General features: G+C 56.8%; 20 protein-coding genes and 1 pseudogene. 18 read left to right on the top strand and 3 right to left on the bottom strand.

The window, feature by feature from the left end; all coding sequences use genetic code 11:
• The first annotated feature begins 1 nt into the window (after nt 1).
• From E308F_RS01825 to E308F_RS01760, 14 genes are all read left to right on the top strand, one after another.
• The gene (locus E308F_RS01825) at nt 2-613 is read left to right on the top strand and encodes a DUF7680 family protein (RefSeq protein ID WP_141263002.1); all 612 of its coding nucleotides are present in this window, start codon (nt 2-4) and stop codon (nt 611-613) included.
• Between the two features lie 11 nt (nt 614-624).
• Nucleotides 625-3837, top strand: a complete 3213-nt coding sequence (locus E308F_RS01820; RefSeq protein WP_141263000.1) for a DUF1156 domain-containing protein — start codon at nt 625-627, stop codon at nt 3835-3837.
• A gap of 36 nt (nt 3838-3873) precedes the next feature.
• Nucleotides 3874-7788, top strand: a complete 3915-nt coding sequence (locus tag E308F_RS01815) for a helicase-related protein (protein WP_216364427.1) — start codon at nt 3874-3876, stop codon at nt 7786-7788.
• A 154-nt stretch (nt 7789-7942) separates the two neighbouring features.
• A complete protein-coding gene (gene truD / locus E308F_RS01810) occupies nt 7943-9103 on the top strand; it encodes a tRNA pseudouridine(13) synthase TruD (RefSeq protein WP_141262998.1) in 1161 nt (386 codons plus the stop codon).
• 45 nt (nt 9104-9148) lie between these two features.
• Nucleotides 9149-9910, top strand: coding sequence for a pseudouridine synthase (locus tag E308F_RS01805; RefSeq protein WP_141262996.1), 762 nt, complete (start codon nt 9149-9151; stop codon nt 9908-9910).
• Nucleotides 9911-10052: 142 nt separating this feature from the next.
• Nucleotides 10053-10538, top strand: a complete 486-nt coding sequence (locus E308F_RS01800; RefSeq protein ID WP_141262994.1) for a flavin reductase family protein — start codon at nt 10053-10055, stop codon at nt 10536-10538.
• Between the two features lie 11 nt (nt 10539-10549).
• A complete protein-coding gene (locus tag E308F_RS16410) occupies nt 10550-10750 on the top strand; it encodes a DUF6485 family protein (protein ID WP_084785368.1) in 201 nt (66 codons plus the stop codon).
• 261 nt (nt 10751-11011) lie between these two features.
• Nucleotides 11012-12223: a DUF401 family protein gene (locus E308F_RS01790; protein ID WP_141262993.1), complete on the top strand. Its 1212-nt coding sequence runs from the start codon at nt 11012-11014 to the stop codon at nt 12221-12223.
• A gap of 92 nt (nt 12224-12315) precedes the next feature.
• Nucleotides 12316-12573: a YkoF family thiamine/hydroxymethylpyrimidine-binding protein gene (locus E308F_RS01785; RefSeq protein WP_172613510.1), complete on the top strand. Its 258-nt coding sequence runs from the start codon at nt 12316-12318 to the stop codon at nt 12571-12573.
• Between the two features lie 161 nt (nt 12574-12734).
• A complete protein-coding gene (locus tag E308F_RS01780; RefSeq protein ID WP_172613799.1) occupies nt 12735-13079 on the top strand; it encodes an ArsR/SmtB family transcription factor in 345 nt (114 codons plus the stop codon).
• A gap of 193 nt (nt 13080-13272) precedes the next feature.
• Nucleotides 13273-13620 (top strand): ArsR/SmtB family transcription factor, encoded by a 348-nt coding sequence (locus tag E308F_RS01775; protein WP_277997627.1) that lies wholly within the window; start codon nt 13273-13275, stop codon nt 13618-13620.
• 11 nt (nt 13621-13631) lie between these two features.
• Entirely contained in the window at nt 13632-15728 is a 2097-nt protein-coding gene (locus E308F_RS01770) for a heavy metal translocating P-type ATPase (RefSeq protein WP_141262988.1), read from the top strand.
• 265 nt (nt 15729-15993) lie between these two features.
• Nucleotides 15994-17163, top strand: coding sequence for a permease (locus E308F_RS01765; RefSeq protein WP_141262986.1), 1170 nt, complete (start codon nt 15994-15996; stop codon nt 17161-17163).
• A gap of 30 nt (nt 17164-17193) precedes the next feature.
• Nucleotides 17194-17439, top strand: a complete 246-nt coding sequence (locus tag E308F_RS01760) for a thioredoxin family protein (protein ID WP_141262985.1) — start codon at nt 17194-17196, stop codon at nt 17437-17439.
• A 317-nt stretch (nt 17440-17756) separates the two neighbouring features.
• Here the strand turns inward: E308F_RS01760 and E308F_RS01750 are convergent, their stop codons facing one another.
• The gene (locus E308F_RS01750; RefSeq protein ID WP_141262984.1) at nt 17757-18299 is read right to left on the bottom strand and encodes a permease; all 543 of its coding nucleotides are present in this window, start codon (nt 18297-18299) and stop codon (nt 17757-17759) included.
• Nucleotides 18296-18778 (bottom strand): permease, encoded by a 483-nt coding sequence (locus E308F_RS01745; protein ID WP_141262982.1) that lies wholly within the window; start codon nt 18776-18778, stop codon nt 18296-18298. Before E308F_RS01745 ends, E308F_RS01750 begins: the two co-directional genes overlap by 4 nt.
• Nucleotides 18779-18889: 111 nt before the next feature.
• On the opposite strand from E308F_RS01745, the gene E308F_RS01740 reads away from it, so the two are divergent.
• Nucleotides 18890-19300, top strand: a complete 411-nt coding sequence (locus E308F_RS01740) for a PadR family transcriptional regulator (RefSeq protein WP_141262980.1) — start codon at nt 18890-18892, stop codon at nt 19298-19300.
• Here the strand turns inward: E308F_RS01740 and E308F_RS01735 are convergent.
• Complete coding sequence (locus E308F_RS01735) at nt 19297-19485, bottom strand: DUF5320 domain-containing protein (RefSeq protein ID WP_141262977.1); 189 nt, start codon at nt 19483-19485, stop codon at nt 19297-19299. The genes E308F_RS01740 and E308F_RS01735 overlap by 4 nt on opposite strands.
• Nucleotides 19486-19821: 336 nt before the next feature.
• Here E308F_RS01735 and E308F_RS01730 point away from each other — a divergent pair, with 336 nt between their 5' ends.
• From E308F_RS01730 to E308F_RS16405, 3 genes and pseudogenes are all read left to right on the top strand, one after another.
• On the top strand, nt 19822-20211 hold the full coding sequence (locus E308F_RS01730) for an ArsR/SmtB family transcription factor (protein WP_141262975.1): 390 nt from the start codon (nt 19822-19824) through the stop codon (nt 20209-20211).
• A gap of 72 nt (nt 20212-20283) precedes the next feature.
• A complete protein-coding gene (gene arsB / locus E308F_RS01725; protein ID WP_141262972.1) occupies nt 20284-21357 on the top strand; it encodes an ACR3 family arsenite efflux transporter in 1074 nt (357 codons plus the stop codon).
• A gap of 457 nt (nt 21358-21814) precedes the next feature.
• Nucleotides 21815-22005: pseudogene (locus tag E308F_RS16405) on the top strand (group II intron reverse transcriptase/maturase); the annotation flags it as partial.

The following is a 22005-nucleotide window of genomic DNA, read 5'->3' as shown; positions in this document are numbered from 1 at the left end:
TATGACAAAACAGAAGCCGACCGATGCCTTAGAGCTGGAACGGGATTTCCAGCAGCGCATCCGGCCTCTTTTGCCGCAGGCCCCCTGGGTTCTGCGGGTAACCGAATTTAAAGATAAACCCATTCCCGTACTGGTGGTCAAGGAGCGCTTGAACCCCGGGGCGGACCGGCAGAAAAACGGCGGGGCCGCGAGCAAAACAGCCCTCAAAGAGCGGGGGTACCTGTACGGCCAGCCCCTGCGCCGCTGTTTGCCTGTAATCCGCACCATTATCGGCGGCGTCTGCGACGCGGCCGGGATCCCCCTGGAGCTGCAGCGGTTCCTTGGCAATGGCCGCATTTCCTTCCGGGGTAACCTCCCTTTGGATGAGGAAGCAGGCGTAAAGCTGGCCCTTATTTTCAAACTCCAGGAAAGGGTGAAGGAGATGGACCGCGTCGAGCTCATGGCCTGGCGCGTGGCGCGTTTCACCCGCGAGGAAGCCGCCTACTGGCTGACGCGGGGGACCCAGTACGGCGAGGCGGCCAACCGCTGGGCGCTGGCCGGCATGCGTATCATGCTGGGCGGCCAGCCCGGCGATAAGGCGATCCTGCAACTCCTTGAGAAGCTGCGCAGATAGGGATGATGGTAATGCAGAACGGTAAAGCCAGGACTGACGTCCGCCTCATCGAAGCAGGCTTTCCCTGCCACCAGATCGGCGCCGAAACCCAGCGGGAACGCGGCGCCAGTTCCGCCCTTCCACCTCTTTATTTTCTCCACGTCTGGTGGGCGCGGCGGCCCCTGGTACCGAGCCGCGCCGCCATCCTCGCCTCCCTTCTGCCCGCCGGGACGGATCCCGAATGGTTTTTGCGCCAGCTCGGCATCGAGAAAGTGCAGGCTTTGGTCAACGGGGAACCGTGGACGCTGGATGAAAGACTAATTGATCGCATCGGCCAGGATGATTCGGGACGGGAGATATTAAAAGTTGATTCCGTGGTGGCGAGGGCGCTTCAACGGGAGCAGGATAACAGGAAAGAACAGAGAGGATTGATTAAAGAGATCGTCGGCGAGAACCCTTCTCTTAGCGACCATCCAGTCATCAAAAAATGGAAAGAGTTGAGTGAACCGCTGCCTGAACCGCTACCCCAAGAGGGCGAGGTTTTATATATTAAACGTGTAGCTGCCGATCCGGCCTGGTTTAAAGATTTGATGGAGATCGCGGCGAATAGAGGCGTTCGTATTCCAAACCTTTACGGGTATTCACGCGCCTACATACGTCAACCGGAATGGCAATACCATAACATTACGGTGCTTGATCCTACGGCTGGCGGGGGTTCCATCCCGTTTGAGGCATTGCGACTGGGGCACCGGGTGATTGCCAATGAGCTCAATCCGGTTGCGGCCGTTATCCTGTACACTACCCTCGATTATCCAGCCCGTTATGGCCCGGGGTTAAAAGCCGATATCGAGAAATGGGGACAAAAGTTAATTAATATCCTTGACAAGAAGTTAGAATCCATATTTCCCCGTGTTTTTCCATTGCCCCGGGATGAGCGGCGTGTCTTAGAGATGCACCTGAGTAAATGCCCGGAGTTAATTTCTGAGTATGATCGGGAAGATACGACCACCTACTTGTATGCCCGCCAGGTCACCTGTCCCCACTGCGGCGGCGAGGCGCCGCTGTTGAACACCTGCTGGCTGGCGAAGGAAGGCGATAAGTGGGGCGTGCGGATCGTCACCGACGGCCGCAAAAGGGGCGGGAAGGTCCGCTTTGAAACCTACCGCGTCAGGGGCAACCGGGGGCCAAACGGCGAGGATCCAAACTTTGCCACGGTTAAGGACGGCGTCGGTTTCTGCGTCCACTGCCGCCAGGCCATTCCCGCCGAAGAGATCAAAGCCCAGGCACGGGGGGAATCGCCCCACGGCAGGTGGCAGGACCGGCTGTATTGCGTCGCAGCCGTGCGTTACCAGCCCAAGCTGGATAAACACGGCAGACTGCAGCGCTATGCCAGCGGCGAGAGGGCCGGGGAAATTAAGACCGAGAAGGTGCGCTTCTTCCGGCCGCCCAACGACCGGGACCTGGCAGCCCTGGCCGAGGCCGAAAAGCGCCTCGCCGAGCGGTGGCCTGAGTGGGAGCGGCAGGGGCTTATTCCGACGGAAAGTTTTCCTCCAGGCAACGACATGCGTCCTGTTATATACGGCATGACGCGGTGGTGCGACATGTTTACCCCGCGCCAGCTCCTGGGGCACCTAATACTGGTCGAGGAGCTTAACCGCCTCAAGCACGAAATCATTAAGGAACTAGGCGAAGAACGCGGCCGCGCCGTAGTCACGTATCTACAGTTCATGATTGATAAAGGGCTTGATTATAACAGCAAACAAACACGTTGGGAATATACACGTGGTATCGTTAAAGGTACCTTTGGGCGTCATGATTTTTCCTTAAAATGGACATTCGGCGAAATGATCTTTACCGGCCCCCATTCCGGCGCGGCCTGGGCCCTGGCCCAGGTTCTGGACGCCTACGCCGGCATCGCCGAGCTGGTGGCGCCCCTGCATGAGCGCATTAACGGCGCCGCCCCGCCGGTGACCATCCGCTGCGGCACGGCGGCCAGCCTGGACCTGCCCGATGCTTCCGTCGAGCTCATCTGCATCGACCCGCCCTATTACAACAACGTCCAGTACGCGGAGCTGTCCGACTACTTCTACGTCTGGCAGCGGCGCACCCTCCACGACTTGTACCCGGACCTGTTCCGGCGGCGGCTTACCAACAAGAGGGACGAGGCCGTGGCCAATCCTGCCCGGGATGGGTCGGCCGCCGGTGCGGCCAGGGAGTACGAGCGCCTGATGGGCGAGATCTTTTTCGAGTGCCGCCGGGTTCTCAAAGACGACGGCATCATGACGATCATGTTTACCCATAAGACCCAGGAGGCCTGGGAGGCTTTGACGCGCTCCCTTATTGAGAGCGGCTGGACGATCACTTCTTCGCTGCCGGTGGAGTCCGAGGCAGCAGAGTCCATCCATCAGAAAGGCATGGCTGCCGCCGCCAGTTCTATCTTCCTGACCTGCCGCAAGCGGGAGGTAAAGGACGGCGAACCCGCCACCTGGAGCGGCTTCGGCGGCACCGGCGTGGCCCGGCTGGTGCGCGAGGCCGTGCGCCGGGCCCTGGAAGAGTTCGCCCCCTTGCACCTCAATCCGGTGGACGAGATGGTGGCCAGTTACGGCCGCGCTCTCCATGTGCTTTCCCAGCACTGGCCGGTGCTGGACGGCGATGAATTGGTCAGCCCCACCCGCGCCATGAACGAGGCCAGCGCCGTTGTTGCCCAGTACCAGATCACCCGTCTGACGGGGGGACGCCTGCGGGTGGAAGACCTAAACCCGGAAGCCGCCATGGCCCTCACCCTCTACGGCATCTTTGGCCTGGCTGAGTTTCCCTATGATGAGGCCCTGAACCTCTCCCGTTCCCTCAATATCGGCCTGGAGGGCAGGGCTGCCGGTTATAGCGTCAGCGGCCGCATGATCGGCATCAACGACGAAAGCCGCGGCGGACGTACCGGGCGTGCCGCTGCCGGGGACGGCGGCTACCACGCGCCCCTCGTCCGCCGGGGTTCGAAGCTGCGCCTGGCCCGGCCGGAGGAGCGCAGCAAAAAGCGGTTAGATAACCCGCAGACCGAGTGGGACCTTCTCCACGGTTTAATCCTCGCTTACCGGGAAGGCGATGTGCCCCTCGCCCGCGCCTATCTGGCCCAGTATGCCGGGGGACGGGAGCATGTGCTCCGCGATCTCCTTTTCGTCTGGGCGGCGCAGGCGGCCGACGAAAAGCTGCGCCAAGAAGCGGAGGCCATTCTCTTCGGCTTGCAGTAGAACTTCCGGATACCAGTAAGTGTGAGGAGATAGCTGATGCCCGAGCTCATGGAAAACCCTTCGCAAGGTAAGGGCCTGCGGTCCCGATCCTGGCTCCTGTCCTACCGGACGTCTTCTACCCTGATCGACGGCCGCCCCCTCGACATGCTGCACGATTTCTATGTGCCCGCCCTGAGCCTGGCGGTGCGCTACGACCGGGTAGCCGGCTACTTTCGCTCGTCGTCCCTGGCCGCCGCCTCGATGGGGTTTTCGGCTTTTGTCGGCCGCCAGGGAAAAATGCGCCTCATCGTCGGCGCCGACCTGGACCCCGAAGATGTGCGGGCCATCCTGGCCGGGGACAGGGAGCGGCTGGCGGCAAGGTTAAACGGCGAGCTTGAGGGGGAGGCTTCCTGGCCGGAAGGGGTGCGCAATGGCGTAACGCTCCTTGCCTGGATGGTGGCCCACGGCTATCTTGAGGTGCGGGTGGCCTTCCGCGTGCATAAAGAAACCGGTGAGCCCCTAGCCCTGGATGCTGTGGACGACGGCTATGTCCACGAAAAGTGGTTTGTCTTCTATGACGAGTTTGGCAACCGGATGTACGGGTCCGGGACGCTGAATGAATCAAAGACGGCCCTGATCCTGAACGCTGAAAATATTGACGTCCACTGCGATTGGTGGGGCGATACGGACCGCCGGCGGGTCGACGAAGCTGTAGCGGCCTTTGAGAACCTGTGGCATGGAAAAGTTCCCCACCTGCCGGTGCTGACCCTGCCGGAAGCAGTGCGGCGCCGCTTGATCCGCTTCGCGGAAGGGATTGACTTCCCGGCAGAAGTGGATGGTACCAGGGCTGCGGTGGGAGCGGTGCCACTGCCTGCGGCCATGGAGCGGCTGCGCTTCGCCATCTTGCGCGACGCGCCCAGGATGCCGGGCGGCCGTTACGTGGGCATGGAGACCGCACCTGTAGAGCCGTGGCCCCACCAGGCCATCGTGGTGCGCCGGCTGATTGAAACCTGGCCCTATTCCTACATTTTGGGCGACGAGGTGGGCCTGGGGAAGACCATCGAGGCGGGGCTGGCCTTTCGTTCCCTGTACCTGGCGGGCCTGGTAAAACGCATCCTCATTGCCGCGCCGGCAAGCCTCATCAGCCAGTGGCACCGCCAGATGGCAACGAAGATGCTCCTTTCCTTCGGCCTGGCGCGCACCACGCCGGAAACTGCCCATGAATATATCTTCCCGGTGGAAGAAACGCGGCCGGCAAGATCCCTTTACGAACCGGACCTGGTGATCATATCCACGGGGCTCTTTTATCGTCGTGAGCGGGCAGAGGCCCTTGCCCTGGCGGCACCCTTCGATATTGCCCTGGTGGATGAAGCTCATGCCCTGCGGCGGCATAATCCTGCAGCTGGCTGCGGGGTGCACCCGGACTATGGTAATCTCTATAAAGTTGCCAGGGATTACCTGCGCCCCAGGGCACGCGCCCTGTGGCTGGCCACGGCCACCCCGATGCAGATCCATCCGGTGGAAGTATGCGACCTCCTGGCCCTGACCAATCGGGTGGGCGCCTTTCAGTACGACCCGTCCCTGACACTGCAGTATTATGATATTATGGGCCGTCTGCTGGACGGCCAGGAACCAGGGGAACTGGAATGGGACTTCCTGCGGCGGGCTGTAAAGGCGGTACGCGGGCAGGACCCCATGCTCTGGCGTTTTATCGAGGAGAGCGTCATTGACGGACGCATTCGGGCAGCTTTGCACCGTTGGCTGGAGTACGGCCGTGTTCCCCGGGGCAGGGACCGCCGGTTGATGCGGCGCCTGTTATTCAGCGTCTCTCCCCTTTCCCGGGTGATGCTCCGCCATACCCGGCAGCTTTTGGAGATCTACCGTGACCGCGGCCGGCTGCGGCAAAACCTTCCCCGGCGCCATATCCTCTCCTTGCCCCGGATCGAATTTACACCACTGGAACAGCGTATTTATGATGAGCTGGAAAAATACTGCAATGGATTGAACGAGCAGATCAAGGCCCACGGCGACCGCCAGGCGCAGCAGATGTTGAGCTTTCTGTTGAGCTTTTTGCGGCTGCGCTTCGCTTCCAGCCTCTACGCCCTGCGCCGGACGCTGGAGCGCCGCCTGGCCAGGGTTGAAGCTACCCTGCGGCACCAGGGTGAAACGAAAACGAAAGCAGGGGAGCTTGCCCCCGCTGCCCTGGAAGAGGCGGTCTATGAAAGTGAAGACGAAGACGACCTCGAGGCGTCGGAAACGCTCCTCAAAGGTCGCGAGCGAGCCGATCTGGAATGGGAGCGGGAGCGGCTGCAGGTAATGCTCAACCTTTTGGTAGATTTGACCGAACTTCCTTCAAAGATGCAGGAACTTATGAATAGGCTCGATCGGCGCCGCGACCGCCGCACCGGTCGTATTCGCCAGACGGTAATCTTTACCCGTTTTTACGATACCCTCGTGGACATCGTTACCCGCCTGCGTCAGGCTGACCTCGGCATGCGCATCGGTACCTATTCCGGCCGCGGGGGCGAGTATTACGATCCGGCTACGGGCAGCATGGTGGCCGTAGACCGCGAAAGGGTAAAGGAGCTGTTCCTGCAGGGCGAGATCGACGTCCTGGTATGCACGGACGCCGCGGCGGAAGGTCTGAACCTGCAGACCGCCGACTTCCTCGTTAACTTTGACCTGGGCTGGAACCCTATGAAAATCGAGCAGCGGATCGGGCGGATTGACCGCATCGGTCAGAAGCACCGGGATGTTTATGTCCTTAATCTCTGTTATACCGGCAGCGCCGAGGAGATTGTATACGGGCGGCTGCTCTCGCGCCTGGCGCAGGCCAACCTTATCGTCGGCACCCAGCAGGTTTCCCTGCTGCCGGTGGAACCGGAGGATTTTCGCCAGCTGGCCGAGGGCACGCTGACCGAAAAGGAGCTGGAGGCGCGCGCATTCGAGAAGCTTAAGGAACAGCGCCGGCGTACGGAGAGCATGGAGATAAACCCGCAGGAACTTTATGAGATTTACATGCGGCTGGACCGGTTAGCTGAACGGCGGCCGTCGCCGGTAAACCTGGCGGCCATCTGGGAGGCCCTGCAGGGTTCGCCGTACCTGCGCCGCCTGGGGTGTGCCTTCGGGGATGAGGACGGTAAGCCTGTGCTGACCCTGGCTGGCATCGAGGGGGTGCCGGAAGGAGCAGTCTTAACCGTTTCCAGGGAGCTTTACGAGCAGGGACTGGCCGGGGACGGCAGGCGCGTTCATTTTGCCTCGTATGGCGATCCGTTTTTTGAGCGCGTTTTAGAACACATGAACAGTTTCGGGCTTCCCCGGTGTGTCCGGCGGCTGGCCGTGCCCGTTCCCGGGATGGATGGCGTTGAAGTGGTGGGCTATGCTGCGGCCTGCCGGGAAGCAGGAGACAGCCGCGTGGTCCGCCTTATACTATCCTGGAAGGATTTAGAAAACCTGCAGCTCGCGGAAGGAGAGACCCTGGGTGCCGAGGAGGTGGAACCGCTGCGGGAAAAGCTCGCTCAGTTGGCCCGGAAAGAATTTGAGCACTATCTGGCGGCTGAGCGGATTGAACAGGAAAACCTCTGCGCCGCCCGGGCCCAGGAGATCCTCGACTATCTGGTTATCCGGGACCTCCTTGAAGTTAAGGCCCGTCCGTGCGGAGCGGATGCATCTTTTTTTACCGTCCTGCGCGAAGTCGAAGTTCAGAGCGAGACGCGCGAAAAGTTGCTTATTGCCGGTTTGTCGGCGGAAACTTTAAAGCCCATTGCCGAATATCTGCTTTTCGACTGCCGGGTGCCCGTCGTGAGCGGCACGGTTAGCTTTCTGGCGCCGCGCATCCTAATCCGGGCGGCTATAGACGCCGCCAGCCGCCTGGCGGACGGCATGAAGGAGCGCAAGAGCGAGCTCCGACTCGCTGCCGTGCTAGCGCGCCTGCGGCGCGAAGCCGAAGCCAGGCGGCGGCAAATACATTAACCAGCTTTATAAATGATTTTCACCTGGTGCTTCCAGATACCGGGCCGGGCATGATGGTGCCCCGGCTTTTGTTTTCGGGCCGGCACATTTGCAAAGCGGCAGGGATTGTGGTACATATTTAGGGAGGCGATAAACAGGCATAAGGAGCAAGGCAATGAAATTAAAGGTGATCCCCGAGGATTTCGTGGTCCGGGAGCTGGCCCGCCTGCCTGTCCGGCCAAAGGGTCCTTACCGGCTGTATCTTTTGGAAAAGAAGGGATGGAATACCATTGATCTTTTAATGCGGCTGGCAAAGGCCCATAACCTTCCCTACCGCCTTTTTGCTTACGGGGGATTGAAGGACAGGCACGCCCATACCTTTCAGTACGTCACGGTAAAGCATGCTGCTGATTTAACCACTGAAGAAGAAAACTTTTCCCTGCGGAGCATTGGCTATATGGACCGGCCCATGGGGCCCGACCTCCTGGAGGGAAACGAATTTGCCATCACCCTCCGCTCCCTGGATACGGCAGAGGTATCCCGCATTACCCGTCGGGTTGATGAGGTGCGGGGTTTCGGCTACCCTAATTACTATGACGACCAGCGTTTTGGCAGCATGGACCGCCAGATGGGCTTCATGGCCGAAAGGCTGCTGAAGCGGCACTACAACGGCAGCCTGCAGATTTACCTTACCGGTATTTACCCGGAGGAAAAAAAAGAAGCCCGGGAGCGCAAGCTCTTTTTCCGCGAACACTGGGGTGACTGGGCGACCTGCCTCGCACGTGCCAAAACCACTATGGAAAATAAAATATTCGCCCTGCTCGCCGGGAAACCCAAGGCTTACATAGAGGCCTTGCAGATGATACCCCGCGAAGAGCTCTCCCTTTATTTTTCGGCCTACCAGAGTTTTCTCTTTAACGAATTGGTGAGAAGGATTTTGCAGGATATGGGCCTTGAGCTTACGGCCGTACCTGGCACCGCCGGGGCTTATCTTTTTTACCGGCGCCTGGAAAGGAAAGAATTGGCCTATTTGCGTTCCCTTTCTTTACCCCTGGCTGCCGGCCGCATGGAGTTTCCCGATGCCCGTACGGAACGGCTTTTTGCGGCTATTATGGAGGAAAGGGGCATCAAGGGCAGCAGTTTCAACCTGCGTAAAGTCCGGCAGGCCTTTTTTAAGTCTACGCCCAGGAACGCCGTAGTTTTTCCCGGCGATTTTAGTTTGCAGCCCGCGGAGCCCGATGACCTTTACCCCGGCAGGCAGAAAATGCGCCTCTTTTTCAAGCTGCCGCGGGGGAGCTACGGGACAATGCTTATCAAGAGGCTGACCATGCCATGACGACTGGCATAGCTGGCGTAAGGAAACAGTGGTGAGGCAAGAAAAATGGCGGTAAAAGAGCGGCAGCGCCTGGATAAACTGCTGGCCAACATGGGGTTGGGCACGCGTAAAGAGATAAAGAAGCTGATAAAAGAAAAAAGTGTGCAGGTCAACGGCAAACCGGCCGGTGATCCGGGTTTACATGTTATCCCCGGCCGGGATCATATCCTAGTCAACGGTAAACCCCTTGAGTACAGGCGGTACATTTATTTAATGCTGAATAAACCGCAGGGTGTCCTGTCCGCGACGGGAGATAGATTCGCGAAAGTAGTAGTTGACCTGCTCCCTCCCCGGTACCGTGCCTTTCATCCATTTCCTGTCGGGCGGTTGGATAAAGATACCGAAGGACTGCTATTACTTACCAATGACGGCCGGCTGGCCCACCGGCTTCTGTCACCCAGGAAACATGTACCTAAAACGTATTATGTTGTGGTACACGGGATGGTTACAGGAACAGATGTAGAAGCGTTTCGCCGGGGGGTAATCTTAGATGACGGTTACTGTACCATGCCGGCTGAGTTAAAGATTCTTCGCCAGGAATTGGAGTCGGAAGTTGAACTTACCATTTATGAAGGAAAATATCACCAGGTAAAGCGAATGTTTGCTGCGGTAGGCAAGAAAGTGACCTATCTCAAGCGAATTGCCATGGGACCGCTGGTGCTGGACGAACAGTTAAAACCCGGGGAATACCGGGAATTGACGGCAGGAGAGATCGCCGCGCTGCAGGGAATTAACCCGCCGGAGAGCGGTGGGCACCGGCCATGGTAATGTGTTCTTTCGACCCGGGAAAAGTGTCGCCGATGCGGGGGTCAATGTGGCAGTGGGTACAGCAACGTTGCTTTACAGTATGTTTTCAACTAAAATATAAACGTCAGGAAACTTTTCCTTTGCAGGAAGGAGTTGAAACGTTGTGAGCAGCGATATTACCCGCGCCTTGAGCAAAATTGCCTGCCCTTGCGGCCTGGTGGGTGTAAAACACGGGGAGAAGCATGACCTGACCACCGTGGCCTGGTTTACCCAGGAATCTTCCAACCCGCCCCAGGTGATGGTGGCCCTGCATCCCCATCGTTACGTGCTGGAACTGATGGATGCCGCCGGGGAGTTTGTCCTTTCCATCCTGGCCCACGACCAGGAGAATATTGCCGCCTTCTGCGGCAGCCATTCGGGACGAAATGTCGATAAAATCAAGGAACTTGGTGTTGCTACCGAACCGGCGGCGGTGGTTGCCACCCCCGTGGTCAAAGATGCCCTGGCCAACCTGGAGTGTAAGGTTTCCGGCCGCTACCAGAGCGGCGATCATGTCATTGTTGTCGGCCAGGTGGTGGCGGCCAATGTGAAGAGCAACAAAAAACCCCTTCTTTACTTTGAACATAATTTCATACGCTGGGGCCAGTAAGGGGTGAGAAAATGGCACAGTGCAATCTGCAAGCCAATAAGGAAAGGTGCACCTGTACCTATGAACCCTGCAGCCGCAAAGGTAAATGCTGCGAATGTATAACCTATCACCGGAAATATGGAGAGCTGCCTGGCTGTCTCTTTCCACCGGAAATAGAAAGAACTTATGATCGCAGCATTGCACGCTTTATAGCCTGTAATAGTCGTGCCTAGTCTCACAAACGAAAGGCAAACCTGGCGAGAAGGTAGAAGGAAAAGATGGGGCCTCAGCCCCGTCTTTTTTCTTAAAATTTCCGGCACCCTGATAAACTCCGCCATCCCGGCTGCCAGGCAGGGGTGACGCCATCCATGAGGGTTTCTTCCCTTGACAGGTGCCCGGAATTTCCTGCTCTCTAGAAGTAATACCCCTTGATTTATTGTTGCGGCGTGATTATTATAAGTGGTAACTGTAACAGTACAGAGAAGGGAACGTCGTTGGAAGGACTCAAGCTGTTGCTGGTGTTCGGGATAATGATGGTGCTCCTGGGGCGGCGGGCGCCCCTGGGACCGGTGATGCTTGGCAGCTCGCTCCTCCTGGCCGCCCTTTACCACATCGGTCCCGTTGCTTTCCTGGGCATGGCCTGGCAGGCCACCAGAAGCCCCGCTACCCTGGAGCTGGAGGTTATCCTGGCTCTCATCATGCTTTTTGAACACCTCCTGGGAGAACAGGGTTACCTGGAGAGGATGCTGCAAGGGCTGCGCGGCCTCATACGCAACCGGCGGCTAGTGATGGCTCTGTTGCCGGCCTTTATCGGCCTTATGCCTTCGGCAGGGGGCGCGCTGTTTTCCGCTCCCCTGGTGGGGCAGGCGGCGGCGCGTACTGCTATAGCCGCCGAAGAAAAGAGCTTTATTAACTACTACTACCGTCATATCTGGGAGTACTTCCTTCCCCTTTACCCCGGGGTCCTGCTGGCCTCCCGCCTCAGCGGGATCCCTTTACCCCACCTGATTGCTGCCCTGGCTCCCTATGGTTTGCTGGTCATCTTACTGGGTATACCAGCCCTGCGACGAGTAAAAATCGAGCCGGAGGGAGAAGGAAGGGAAGGCTTGCCGGCCGGTCGCCGCACCCTGGCCAGGGAACTCTTCCTCAGCATCCTGCCGGTACTGGTAGTGGTGGCCCTGGTGCTGGTTTTTCACGTGGAGGTCGGCCTGGCGGTGGGAGTAGTACTCCTTTTCCTGCTGGTGCGGCACCGTTATACACCGTTAAAATTCTGGCACCTGTGCCGAGAGGCCATAGCCGTAAAGACCCTCCTGCTAGTGTGGGGGGTAATGCTCTTCAAGGAGGTACTTGTAGATACCCGGGCGGTCGATGGCCTGCCTTCTTTACTGGCCATGCTGCCTGTACCCGAATTTTTGATTTTCGGCCTTATAAGTTTCCTGGTGGGAATGCTTACCGGCCTGACGGTAGCTTATGTCGGGATCGCCTTTCCCATTGTCATGACTGCCGTGGGCGGGCAGATAAGCCTGCCCCTGGCGGTATTCATTTTTGTAGCCGGCTTTACCGGGAACATGTTAACTCCCATGCACCTCTGCCTGGCCCTCACTGTGGACTTCTTCAAGGCCGACCTGCGCAAGGTGCTCAGGATGATGGTTGGCCCGGAAGCGGCCCTCCTGGCGGTAGCTGTGGCGGCATATTTGGCTTTCTGAACTTCCGCCGGGACAGGCCAGTGGGTATTTTAGATGTGAATAGCTAACTTTATTTATTTGGTACCAAATTTAAAAAGGGAGGTTCATGCATAATGATGCTTGCCTGCCAGTTGTCCCTCTACCCCTTGGGGACGGCCGCCTATACGCCGGTAATCAAGGAAGCGGTAGCGGCTCTGGAGCAGAGCGGGGTGGAAGTAGAGGTCAATGCCATGAGCACCATTATCCGCGGTGAGGAGGAGGCCATCTGGCGGGCAGCCCGGCAGCTTTTCCGGGTGGCGGCGGACCGGGGCGAGGCTGTCCTAATTATGACTGTGTCTAACCGCTGCGGCTGTAAGGTGGCGACGGGTTAGGGAGACATAATACCGTTTTATAAGGTCAGGCCATAAGGCCTTTATTTTCGGGAAATTGCCGGAAGCCCGTTTACCGCCCGGCTGGAGCCTGGTCCTTGACAATCCAGATTTTAAAGCATAAACTAATATATGCAGAAATTCGCATATAAGGAGGACATTCTTTGGCTGAGAGACTCTACAGCCTGAAGGCGGAATTTTTCAAAGCCCTGGCCCACCCGACCCGGGTGAGGATCCTGGAACAACTGCGCCAGGGGGAGAAGTGTGTCTGCGAGTTTATAGAAAACCTGGAACTGGAGCAGCCGAATATCTCCCAGCACCTGGCCGTGCTGCGCAAGGAGGATATCGTCGTCTCCCGCAAAGAAGGGTTAAAGGTTCTTTACCGGGTCAAACATCCAGAAATCTTTGAAGTTCTGGACCTGGTGGGCAGTATTTTGACCCGCGAAATAGCTACCACCATGGCGGAACTGCAGGGGCGACATGGTAAAGATGAAAGTAAGGGAAGTTAGACCGGGTTGCAACCCCTGGCGCGGGTAACTACCGCAAAAGATATGTCTCGGGGGAAGCTATAAGCTTCCTTTTCTATTTTCTCCAAGAATTATAAAACGTAGTGCGATAATTGAACTTCCTGAGCTTGACATTGAAGGAGTAGATAAATATACTATAATTAAACAATTGATTAATCGTTTGGAGTGGTTATCCTTGCCTAATAATGACCTCTGTGATAGCTTCTGTCCTTCCGGCCACCTTGAGCACCTGAAGGACAAGGTGCTGGATGTAGCCGGTTTATCGGAAATTTTTAAGGTCCTCGGGGACGAAACCCGGACCAAAATCCTCTATCTGCTGGCCCATCAGGAACTTTGCGTGTGTGATCTGGCCGCGCTCCTGGACACGAGTTTACCTGCCGTCTCCCACCACTTGCGCCTGCTGAAAGCTTTACGCTTGGTTAAGTATCGCCGGGACGGCAAGATGGTCTATTATTCGCTGGATGATGAGCACATCTTAAACCTGATCCGTGAGGCTCAGGCCCACTTTGCTGAGGGGAGATAGGAGGCCAAGGTATGCGTTACACCCTGGAGGGACTGGACTGCGCCAGTTGCGCTGCCAGGATTGAGCGGGAACTGCGTAAAGTAAAAGGTTTAGAACAGGTTACCGTTAACTTCGCCAACCAGAGCTTAGACCTGCCCCCGGAACTGCTACCGGCGGCCCAGGAGGTCATCGCCCGGGTCGAACCCGGCGTGAATATTGTAGATACTACCAGCCAGAGGCCGGAGTCTCAATTATATATCATCTTAGTTGCAGGCCTTCTCCTGGCAATAGGGTTTATTTTTAACCAGCAGCTTCATCGCACTCCTTACGCGTTGGCCGAGTATACGATTCTTTTGTCTTCCTACTTCCTGGTAGGCTGGCGGGTGCTCACGACAGCCGTGCGCAATCTGACCCGGGGCCAGTTTTTTGACGAAAACTTCCTGATGACCATTGCCACTATTGGCGCCATTGTCATTCACCAGCTACCCGAGGCGGCAGCGGTGATGCTCTTTTATGCTGTAGGCGAGTATTTCCAGGAGCGGGCTGTCAATCGCTCCCGCCGTTCCATTGCTGCCCTGCTGGATATCCGGCCGGAGTACGCCAACTTGAAGCTAAACGGGGAAACAAAACAGGTACGGCCGGAGGAGGTAGAGGTGGGTCAAACTATTGTTGTCAAGCCGGGCGAGAGAGTACCCCTGGACGGCGAGGTAGTGGAGGGCGTTTCCTTTGTCGACACCTCGGCCCTGACGGGGGAAGCCGTGCCCCGCAAAGTGGAAAAGGGTGAAAAAATCCTGGCCGGGATGATTAACGGCCAAGGCCTCCTGACCGTCAAAGTGACGAGGCCCTTCCGCGAATCCTCTGTGGCTCGTATCCTGGAGCTGGTAGAAAATGCCGCGGCCCGTAAAGCCCCGACGGAGCAGTTTATCACTGCCTTTTCCCGTTACTACACCCCGGCAGTGGTCTTGGGAGCCCTGGTCCTGGCTATCATCCCGCCCTTGGTCCTGCCCGGGGCTACCTTCTCTACATGGGTGTACCGGGCTCTGGTTTTACTCGTCATCTCCTGCCCCTGCGCCCTGGTAGTTTCTATCCCCCTGGGATACTTCGGTGGCATCGGCGCGGCTTCGCGCCAGGGCATCCTGGTCAAGGGCGCCAACTTCCTGGACGCCCTGACCGGGCTGCATACCGTGGTTTTTGATAAAACCGGTACCCTGACGAAAGGAGTTTTCCGGGTGACGCAGGTGGTTCCATACAACGGTTTTCAGGAAGACGAACTCCTGGCAGCTGCCGCCGCCGCCGAGGTCTACTCCAGCCATCCCATCGCCCAGTCCATCCGGACGGCCTACGGCCAGGAGATTGCCCCCGAGAGGATCGATGAATACCGGGAAATTCCCGGCCACGGTATCAGCGCCGTGGTCGATGGGAAAAGGGTCCTGGCCGGTAACGATCGTTTAATGCACCGGGAAGGAATCGCCCATGAGGTTTGCAATGTGGCAGGCACCGGCGTCCACGTGGCCATTGACGGTACCTTTGCCGGCTACATCGTCATTTCCGACGAGGTGAAGTCTGATGCCAGGGAGGCAATTAATAGGCTTAAGGAGCTGGGTATAAAGAAAATAGTGATGCTTACCGGCGATGAGGAGGCGGTGGCCCGCCGGGTGGCTGAAGAAGTGGGCGTCGACGCTTACTTTGCCGAGCTCCTGCCGGAAGGCAAGGTGGCGAAGGTGGAGGAATTGCAGGCCGCTCTGCCTGACCGGCGCCGGAAACTCGCCTTCGTGGGTGACGGCATCAACGACGCCCCGGTCATCACCAGGGCCGACGTGGGGGTGGCCATGGGCGGCCTGGGGAGCGATGCCGCCATCGAGGCCGCCGATGTGGTTCTCATGGAGGACGCCCCTTTCAAACTGGCCACGGCTGTGGAAATTAGCCGACATACGGCCCGGATCGTGAAACAAAATGTGGCCCTGGCCTTAGGCGTAAAGGCCTTCTTCCTGGTCCTGGGGACCTTCGGTGTGGCTACCATGGGGGAAGCTGTTTTTGCCGATGTAGGCGTGGCCCTGGTGGCCATCTTCAACGCTACCAGGATACTGGGGTATCGCAGTAAAGGTAGCGCCCCGCCAGGCCCGGTTTAACATTTGCTACAATGGAGATTAAAAAACGGAGAAGGGCGGTTACCCCTTCTCCATTTTATTTCGCATACATAAAACGTCCAGTTTATGCCAAATACCTATTGACAAAGCCAAATATAAAAGCTAAGCTTAATATAGCAAAATTATAATGTACTAATAAAACCTCTGTCACCCCCTGCTGCATGCCCGGCGCTGGCCAGGGTAATGGTGAGCCTGGTTGATACTTTCGCTGTTAATGCCAGCATGGTAAAAAAGGAGAGGCTTTTCTGTGAGCAAGCAGGGCAAATTGCTGTTGATTGTCGCCGTGTTTTTAGCCGCCTATTTCCTGCCCTTCCAGCATCCCAGGATGCAGGGCGCCATTCTGGAAGCCTTTTACATGCTGCAGGAATACGCCAGGGAACACGTGCTTTTCTGCCTGGTGCCAGCCCTTTTCATCGCCGGGGCCATGAGCAATTTCCTTTCCTCCCAGGCGGTTATGAAGTACCTGGGACCGGAAAGCAAAAAAGTTACGGCCTATGGCGTGGGTGCCGTATCGGGGGCGATACTTGCCGTCTGTTCCTGCACCGTCTTACCCCTGTTCATGGGGATATATAAACGCGGCGCCGGCCTGGGACCGGCTATAGCTTTCCTGTATTCCGGGCCGGCCATTAACGTCCTGGCCATTATCCTTTCGGCCCGGGTGCTGGGCTGGCAGATCGGCCTGGGCAGGGCCCTGAGTGCCGTCCTGTTTTCGGTAATTATCGGCCTTATCATGGCCCTGCTCTTCCGGGGCGAAGAAAAGGAGCGGGCCAAAGGGTTGCTTATGCCGGAAGGAGAAAAGCCTCCCCGCACCCTGGGACAGACGGCCGTATATTTCCTGGTCCTGGTCCTGATCCTTGTCTTTGCCGCCTGGGGCAAGCCGGCGGAACAGGCCGGCTTCTGGTACGCGGTTTACAGCGTCAAATGGTACCTGGTTATCGCCCTTTTGTTAGCCCTGGCCGTGATTTTAAAGGCCTGGTTCAAGCGGGAAGAACTGGCGGCCTGGGTGGACTCGACCTGGGATTTCAGCATTAAAATTTTGCCTCTCCTGTTCGGCGGCGTGTTGGTGGCCGGCTTCCTCATGGGTAGGCCCGGGGTCGACACCGGCATCATCCCGGCCAAATATGTGGCCATGGTGGTTGGTGGCAATAGCCTGCTGGCCAACTTTACCGCCTCCATCGTCGGCGCCTTTATGTATTTTGCCACTTTGACGGAAGTGCCGATAATCCAGGGACTTATCGGTTCCGGGATGGGGCAGGGGCCGGCCCTGGCCCTTCTCCTGGCGGGACCGGCCCTGAGCCTGCCCAACATGCTGGTGATTAACAGCGTGTTGGGGTTCAAGAAAACCTTTGCTTACGTATCCCTGGTTGTCATTATGGCAACCCTGACAGGGATGGTGTTTGGTATCATAGTAGGGTAAAATTTAAATTAAAGAAGGAGATGGGGATAAATGGTAATCAAAGTCTTAGGTACAGGATGCGCCCGGTGCAAGGCACTGGAGCAAAACGTGATGAACGCCCTGGCGGAAATGGGCGTGGCCGCCGACGTGGAAAAGGTGACGGATTTAAACAAGATCACCGATTACGGCGTCATGATGACGCCGGGACTGGTAGTTAACGAAAAGGTTAAAGTGTTCGGCCGGGTACCCGATAAAGAAGAGATCAAGAAATGGATCCAGGAGGAAATAGGCCAGTAAAAGGTAGATGAGCTGGTGATGGCGAAATGTACCTGCAAACCGGCGGAAATTATGCTCTTTCCCTGCGCAGGAGGTTCTAACGTAGGCTAGCTTGCCTGGCCCTGTTTGAAAACCCTGGAAAAGGAAAGACCTACAGCGCTGCAAATATACAAATGGCTGCCCGGGAACAATTGCCGCCGGTGCGGCCAGTTGGCCTGCCTGGCTTTTGCCGCAGGTTGCTGAGCGGTGAAAACGTTTTGGGTGGATTGCCCGCCCCTGGCGGAGGAGGAAAATAGTGAACGGTTCAACGCCCTACCAGGGGTTGCTGGGGTAAGCCGCTATGGATTTGCCATCTGGCGCCGGTAGAATTCCGCTTTGTTTTCCGCTCCTATGAGGCGGTCGATAATATAAGCAATCGCCAGTATCCCGGGGACATTGACCAGCCAGCGGGTTAGGGCGAACTTTATGCCCAGGGCTGACATTTCAAACAGGAACATGGGGATTTTTAAAGTCGACCAGGAACAGAGGAAAATAATAATGTTGCTGTATTTGGTGCCTTTCTTCGCCATGACGCCGGCCACTGGGAAGGCACCGTAAAGGGGTCCGGCGGCGGCCGCTCCCAGTACTATGCTCAGGACAATGCCTTTTAGGCCGGAGCCTTCGCCCAGGTAGCGGATAATCGTTTCCCGCGGTACCCAGACATCCAAGAGGCCCAGAAGGAGGAATATAGGCGGGATAATGGCGAGCATCTCGGCAAAGTTACCGGCGGTGTATTTAAAAATTGTCAAGCCGGTGCCGGGATGGAAGACGGTTATTACCACATCAAAGAGGATGATTAATAAAAAGTAGCGGTAAGTCTTAATTAAGTTAAGAAAGTTCACGCTCCCACCACCATCCCGATGATCATAGCCACGATAAAGGAAAAGATATAGCTTAAAGAATTACGGAGGATAGTTTCTCTTCTACCGAAATACCTGCTTTCCAGGGGGGCGGTGACGACGCCCACCATCATCAAGGTGGAAACAAAGACGGCAATCTGCATGATACCGGCGCCCCGGTCGAGCAAAGATTTGGCCAGGGGAAAGGCGACAAAACCGGGAATTAGGGTGATGGACCCGGCTATGGAGCTGGCCAGTATGCCCGGGAAGCCGCTGTTTTTGCCCAGCAGGGCGGCAATGGTATGAGGTGACAGGTAAGTCAGCATGATCCCTATCAGGGCCAGGACGACAGCAAAGTCAGGTAAGATGTTGGTAAAGGCCTTCCAGCCTTTCATTAAAGCCAGCTGGGTTTTATGGCGGTCTTTCCAGAAAGAAATCAACAGCCCGCCCAGGGCCAGCAGGTAAAGAAGCAGGGTAAACATGGCATCTCTCCTTTATGTGTTATAGCGCCTTGTTGACGGGATGGAATTATTGGTTTATCCTATTATTGTATATTAACATACATATGTAAATAGCAGATAGGGAGTGAATCTATGTGCGGTTATGAACCAGGCGGGCACCACAATCGCTGCGATTGTCGCGGCGTCCGCAGGGAAAGTTTTTTGCAGCCCTGCCTGTTGCTACTGCTCTGTGAAAAATCCACCCACGGTTACGAGCTGATGGAAAGCATGAACCGCCTGGGGTTATGGGAGGGCGTTCCCGATGCCGGGGCCGTTTACCGCAACTTAAGGCGTCTGGAGGAGGAAGGCCTGGTGCGGTCTCACTGGTCGACCAGCGGCCCGGGACCGGCCCGGCGGCGGTATGAAATAACTCCGGAGGGGGTAGATTACCTCCATGACTGGGCGGTGACCATCCGGCGCAATAAAGCCGCCCTGGAAACTTTCCTGACGCGATATGAAAAACTTTTTAGCGGGCACGACACGGATGCGGCGAAGGGGTATTAAGCCCCTTCGCCCAGTTCCTTCAGCCTTTCCTCCACGGCTTTTACTTCGGCCTGTAGTTCCTTAAGGTATGCTTCCAGCCGGTCTTTTTTCTCCACTGCAGTTAGATAGTGACGGTGGAAGCCCCCAGGGTGATGGCCATGGCAGCAACATCCACCCCGCGGACTGCAACTCTGGCCATTACACATTGTTTATCCCCCCCTCTTTTTTATTAGCTTATATATGTTGACAACATATATAAGCCACTTTTAGAATACAGCTAACACGAGCCCCTGTCAAGGGGGAAGCCCGCTTATTATCGATTATTACCAGCCGGCTCTAATCTGGCCGGGATGGCCACATTTACCCTCACCACCAGGGCCGGCGGTAATTTGTCAAGCAAAAATTCGCCTGAAATTAATGGGAGCGAAAAACTTCTAATGTAAAGGTTAAGAGATGAAGTAAAGCTTTAATAAATTCACCTTGACAAAGTTGCTAAAGCCAAATATTATATAATTAATCACTTATCCAAGGGGGTGAAGGGGGTGACTTTAAAGGAGTGGGAAAAGGCCTTTAAGGCCCTGGGCCAGCACCTGCGGCTAAGGATTATCGCCCTGCTGGCCGAACAGGAGCTGTGCGTCTGCGAGCTGGAAGAGATCCTGGGCATTACCCAGCCGGCCATCTCCCAGCACCTGCGGGTCCTGAAGGAAGCGGACCTGGTCTGGGAGGAAAAAGTGAGCCAGTGGGTATTTTACCACCTTAATAAAGAAAAACTGGCCGCTGTCCTCCAGGGCTGGCTGGCCTATTTGGATGTGCCCCTAGCGGAAAAGAAAGAGTTTACTGCCGACTACCATAAGCTGCTGCAGCTACTGGAGAACCCCAAGGTTGCCTGCCGCCCGCCCCGGAAGAGGGGTAGTAAAGACGGTGACCGTTAGGGAAAGAGATCAGATGATCCCACTTCGCACTTTCTACCTCTCACCTCTAATAACATGAGGAGGATTTAAATCATGGCACCAGCAAATAACTATCAGCCCGTGGGCAGGTTATCCCTGCTGGACCGTTTTTTGACCCTGTGGATCTTCCTGGCCATGGCTTTTGGCGTGGCCCTGGGTTATGTGGTGCCCGAAATGGCGCAGGCCCTGAATAAAATGTCGGTGGGAACAACTTCCATCCCCATCGCCATCGGCTTGATCGTCATGATGTACCCGCCCCTGGCCAAGGTGAAGTATGAGGAACTGGGCAAGGTGTTCCGTAATGGAAAAGTTATGGCCCTGTCCTTAGTTCAGAACTGGATTATCGGTCCCATCCTGATGTTTATCCTGGCCATCATCTTTTTACACAATTACCCCGAATACATGGCCGGCCTCATCTTAATCGGCCTGGCGCGCTGCATCGCCATGGTTATCGTCTGGAACAGCCTGGCCCGGGGTGATGCCGAGTATGCCGCCGCCCTGGTGGCGTTAAACTCCATCTTCCAGGTTATCTTTTATTCAGTTTACGCCTATATTTTCATCACCCTGCTGCCGGCGTGGCTGGGCTTTCAAGGGATGAAAGTCCACGTTTCCATCGGCGAGGTGGCCACCAGCGTGGCCATCTACCTGGGCATTCCCTTTGTGGCCGGCTTTTTGACCCGCTTCATCCTGGTGCCGGCGAAGGGCAAGGAATGGTACGAGAAAAACTTTGTCCCGAAAATCAGTCCCCTGGCTCTAATCGCCCTGTTATTTACCATTGTCGTTATGTTTTCCCTGAAAGGGCAGTATATCGTCTCTCTACCCATGGATGTGGTCAGAGTAGCCATTCCCCTAATCTGTTATTTTGTCCTCATGTTCTTAATCTCCTTTTTCCTCAGTATGCGCCTGGGGGTCAATTATGAGCAGACCACGACCCTTTCCTTTACGGCCGCCAGCAACAACTTTGAGCTGGCCATCGCCGTTGCCGTGGCCGTCTTCGGCATCAATTCCGGCCAGGCCTTCGCCGCGGTCATCGGTCCCCTCATTGAAGTGCCGGTGATGATTGGCTTGGTGAACGTGGCCTTAAGCTTTCAGCGGCGGTATTTCGGGGCGGCAGCGGGCAGGAAATAAACAGAAAAAGCGTTAAAACGGGTAAAAGGAGGCCGCAAGCCTCCTTTTTCGTGCGCCCGGCATGGGCGTTAACTTGGTGGTGAAAGTCCACTGCAGGCGAGGCAGCACGAGTCTGCTAGCCAAAGGCAAGGGTGCCCATCGCGAGGTGGGATCCGGAGGAAGCCGGAGGCAAAGTCACGGCCCGATGAACAAGAACCCCATAGGAGGCTAGACCATCCGGATGAGCTGGCGAAACACAGCGAAATCCCAGGCTGCCAAGGGATGGTAGAGTATATGGGGCGGGCGCGGGGCGAAGGTTAACGCTCTTACCCGGGGAGGCCTGCCGGATAAGCCAGGAAAAGCTGGCAACCCGTGTCGAAAGGCACGGCTGAACCGGCAGGAGTCAGCAGAAGGCATAGTACCCTGGGGGTCATGAACTCCAGGGGAAGGCCCGAACATCAAGTCAGAGGTGAGACCGATGCGTTCGCGAGAAGGGCGAAGACAGCAGAAACCCCCGGAAGGGGCCTGCCCGCGGGAGGAAGTGGTGAAGCCACAGGGGACCGCGGGAGGGCCGAGTTCTTCTCCGGCACAAAGCGGGACGTCACCTCGCGGAGGCCAAGGTAGCGGCCTGATGGAACAGGTGGTGGAAAGGCAAAACATGCTGGCCGC

The sequence above is a fragment of the Moorella sp. E308F genome (assembly GCF_006538365.1).
GTDB lineage: Bacteria > Bacillota > DSM-521 > Neomoorellales > Neomoorellaceae > Neomoorella.
The sequence above is the reverse complement of the archived record's forward strand: the minus strand, read 5'-3'. Positions and strand labels throughout refer to the sequence as shown.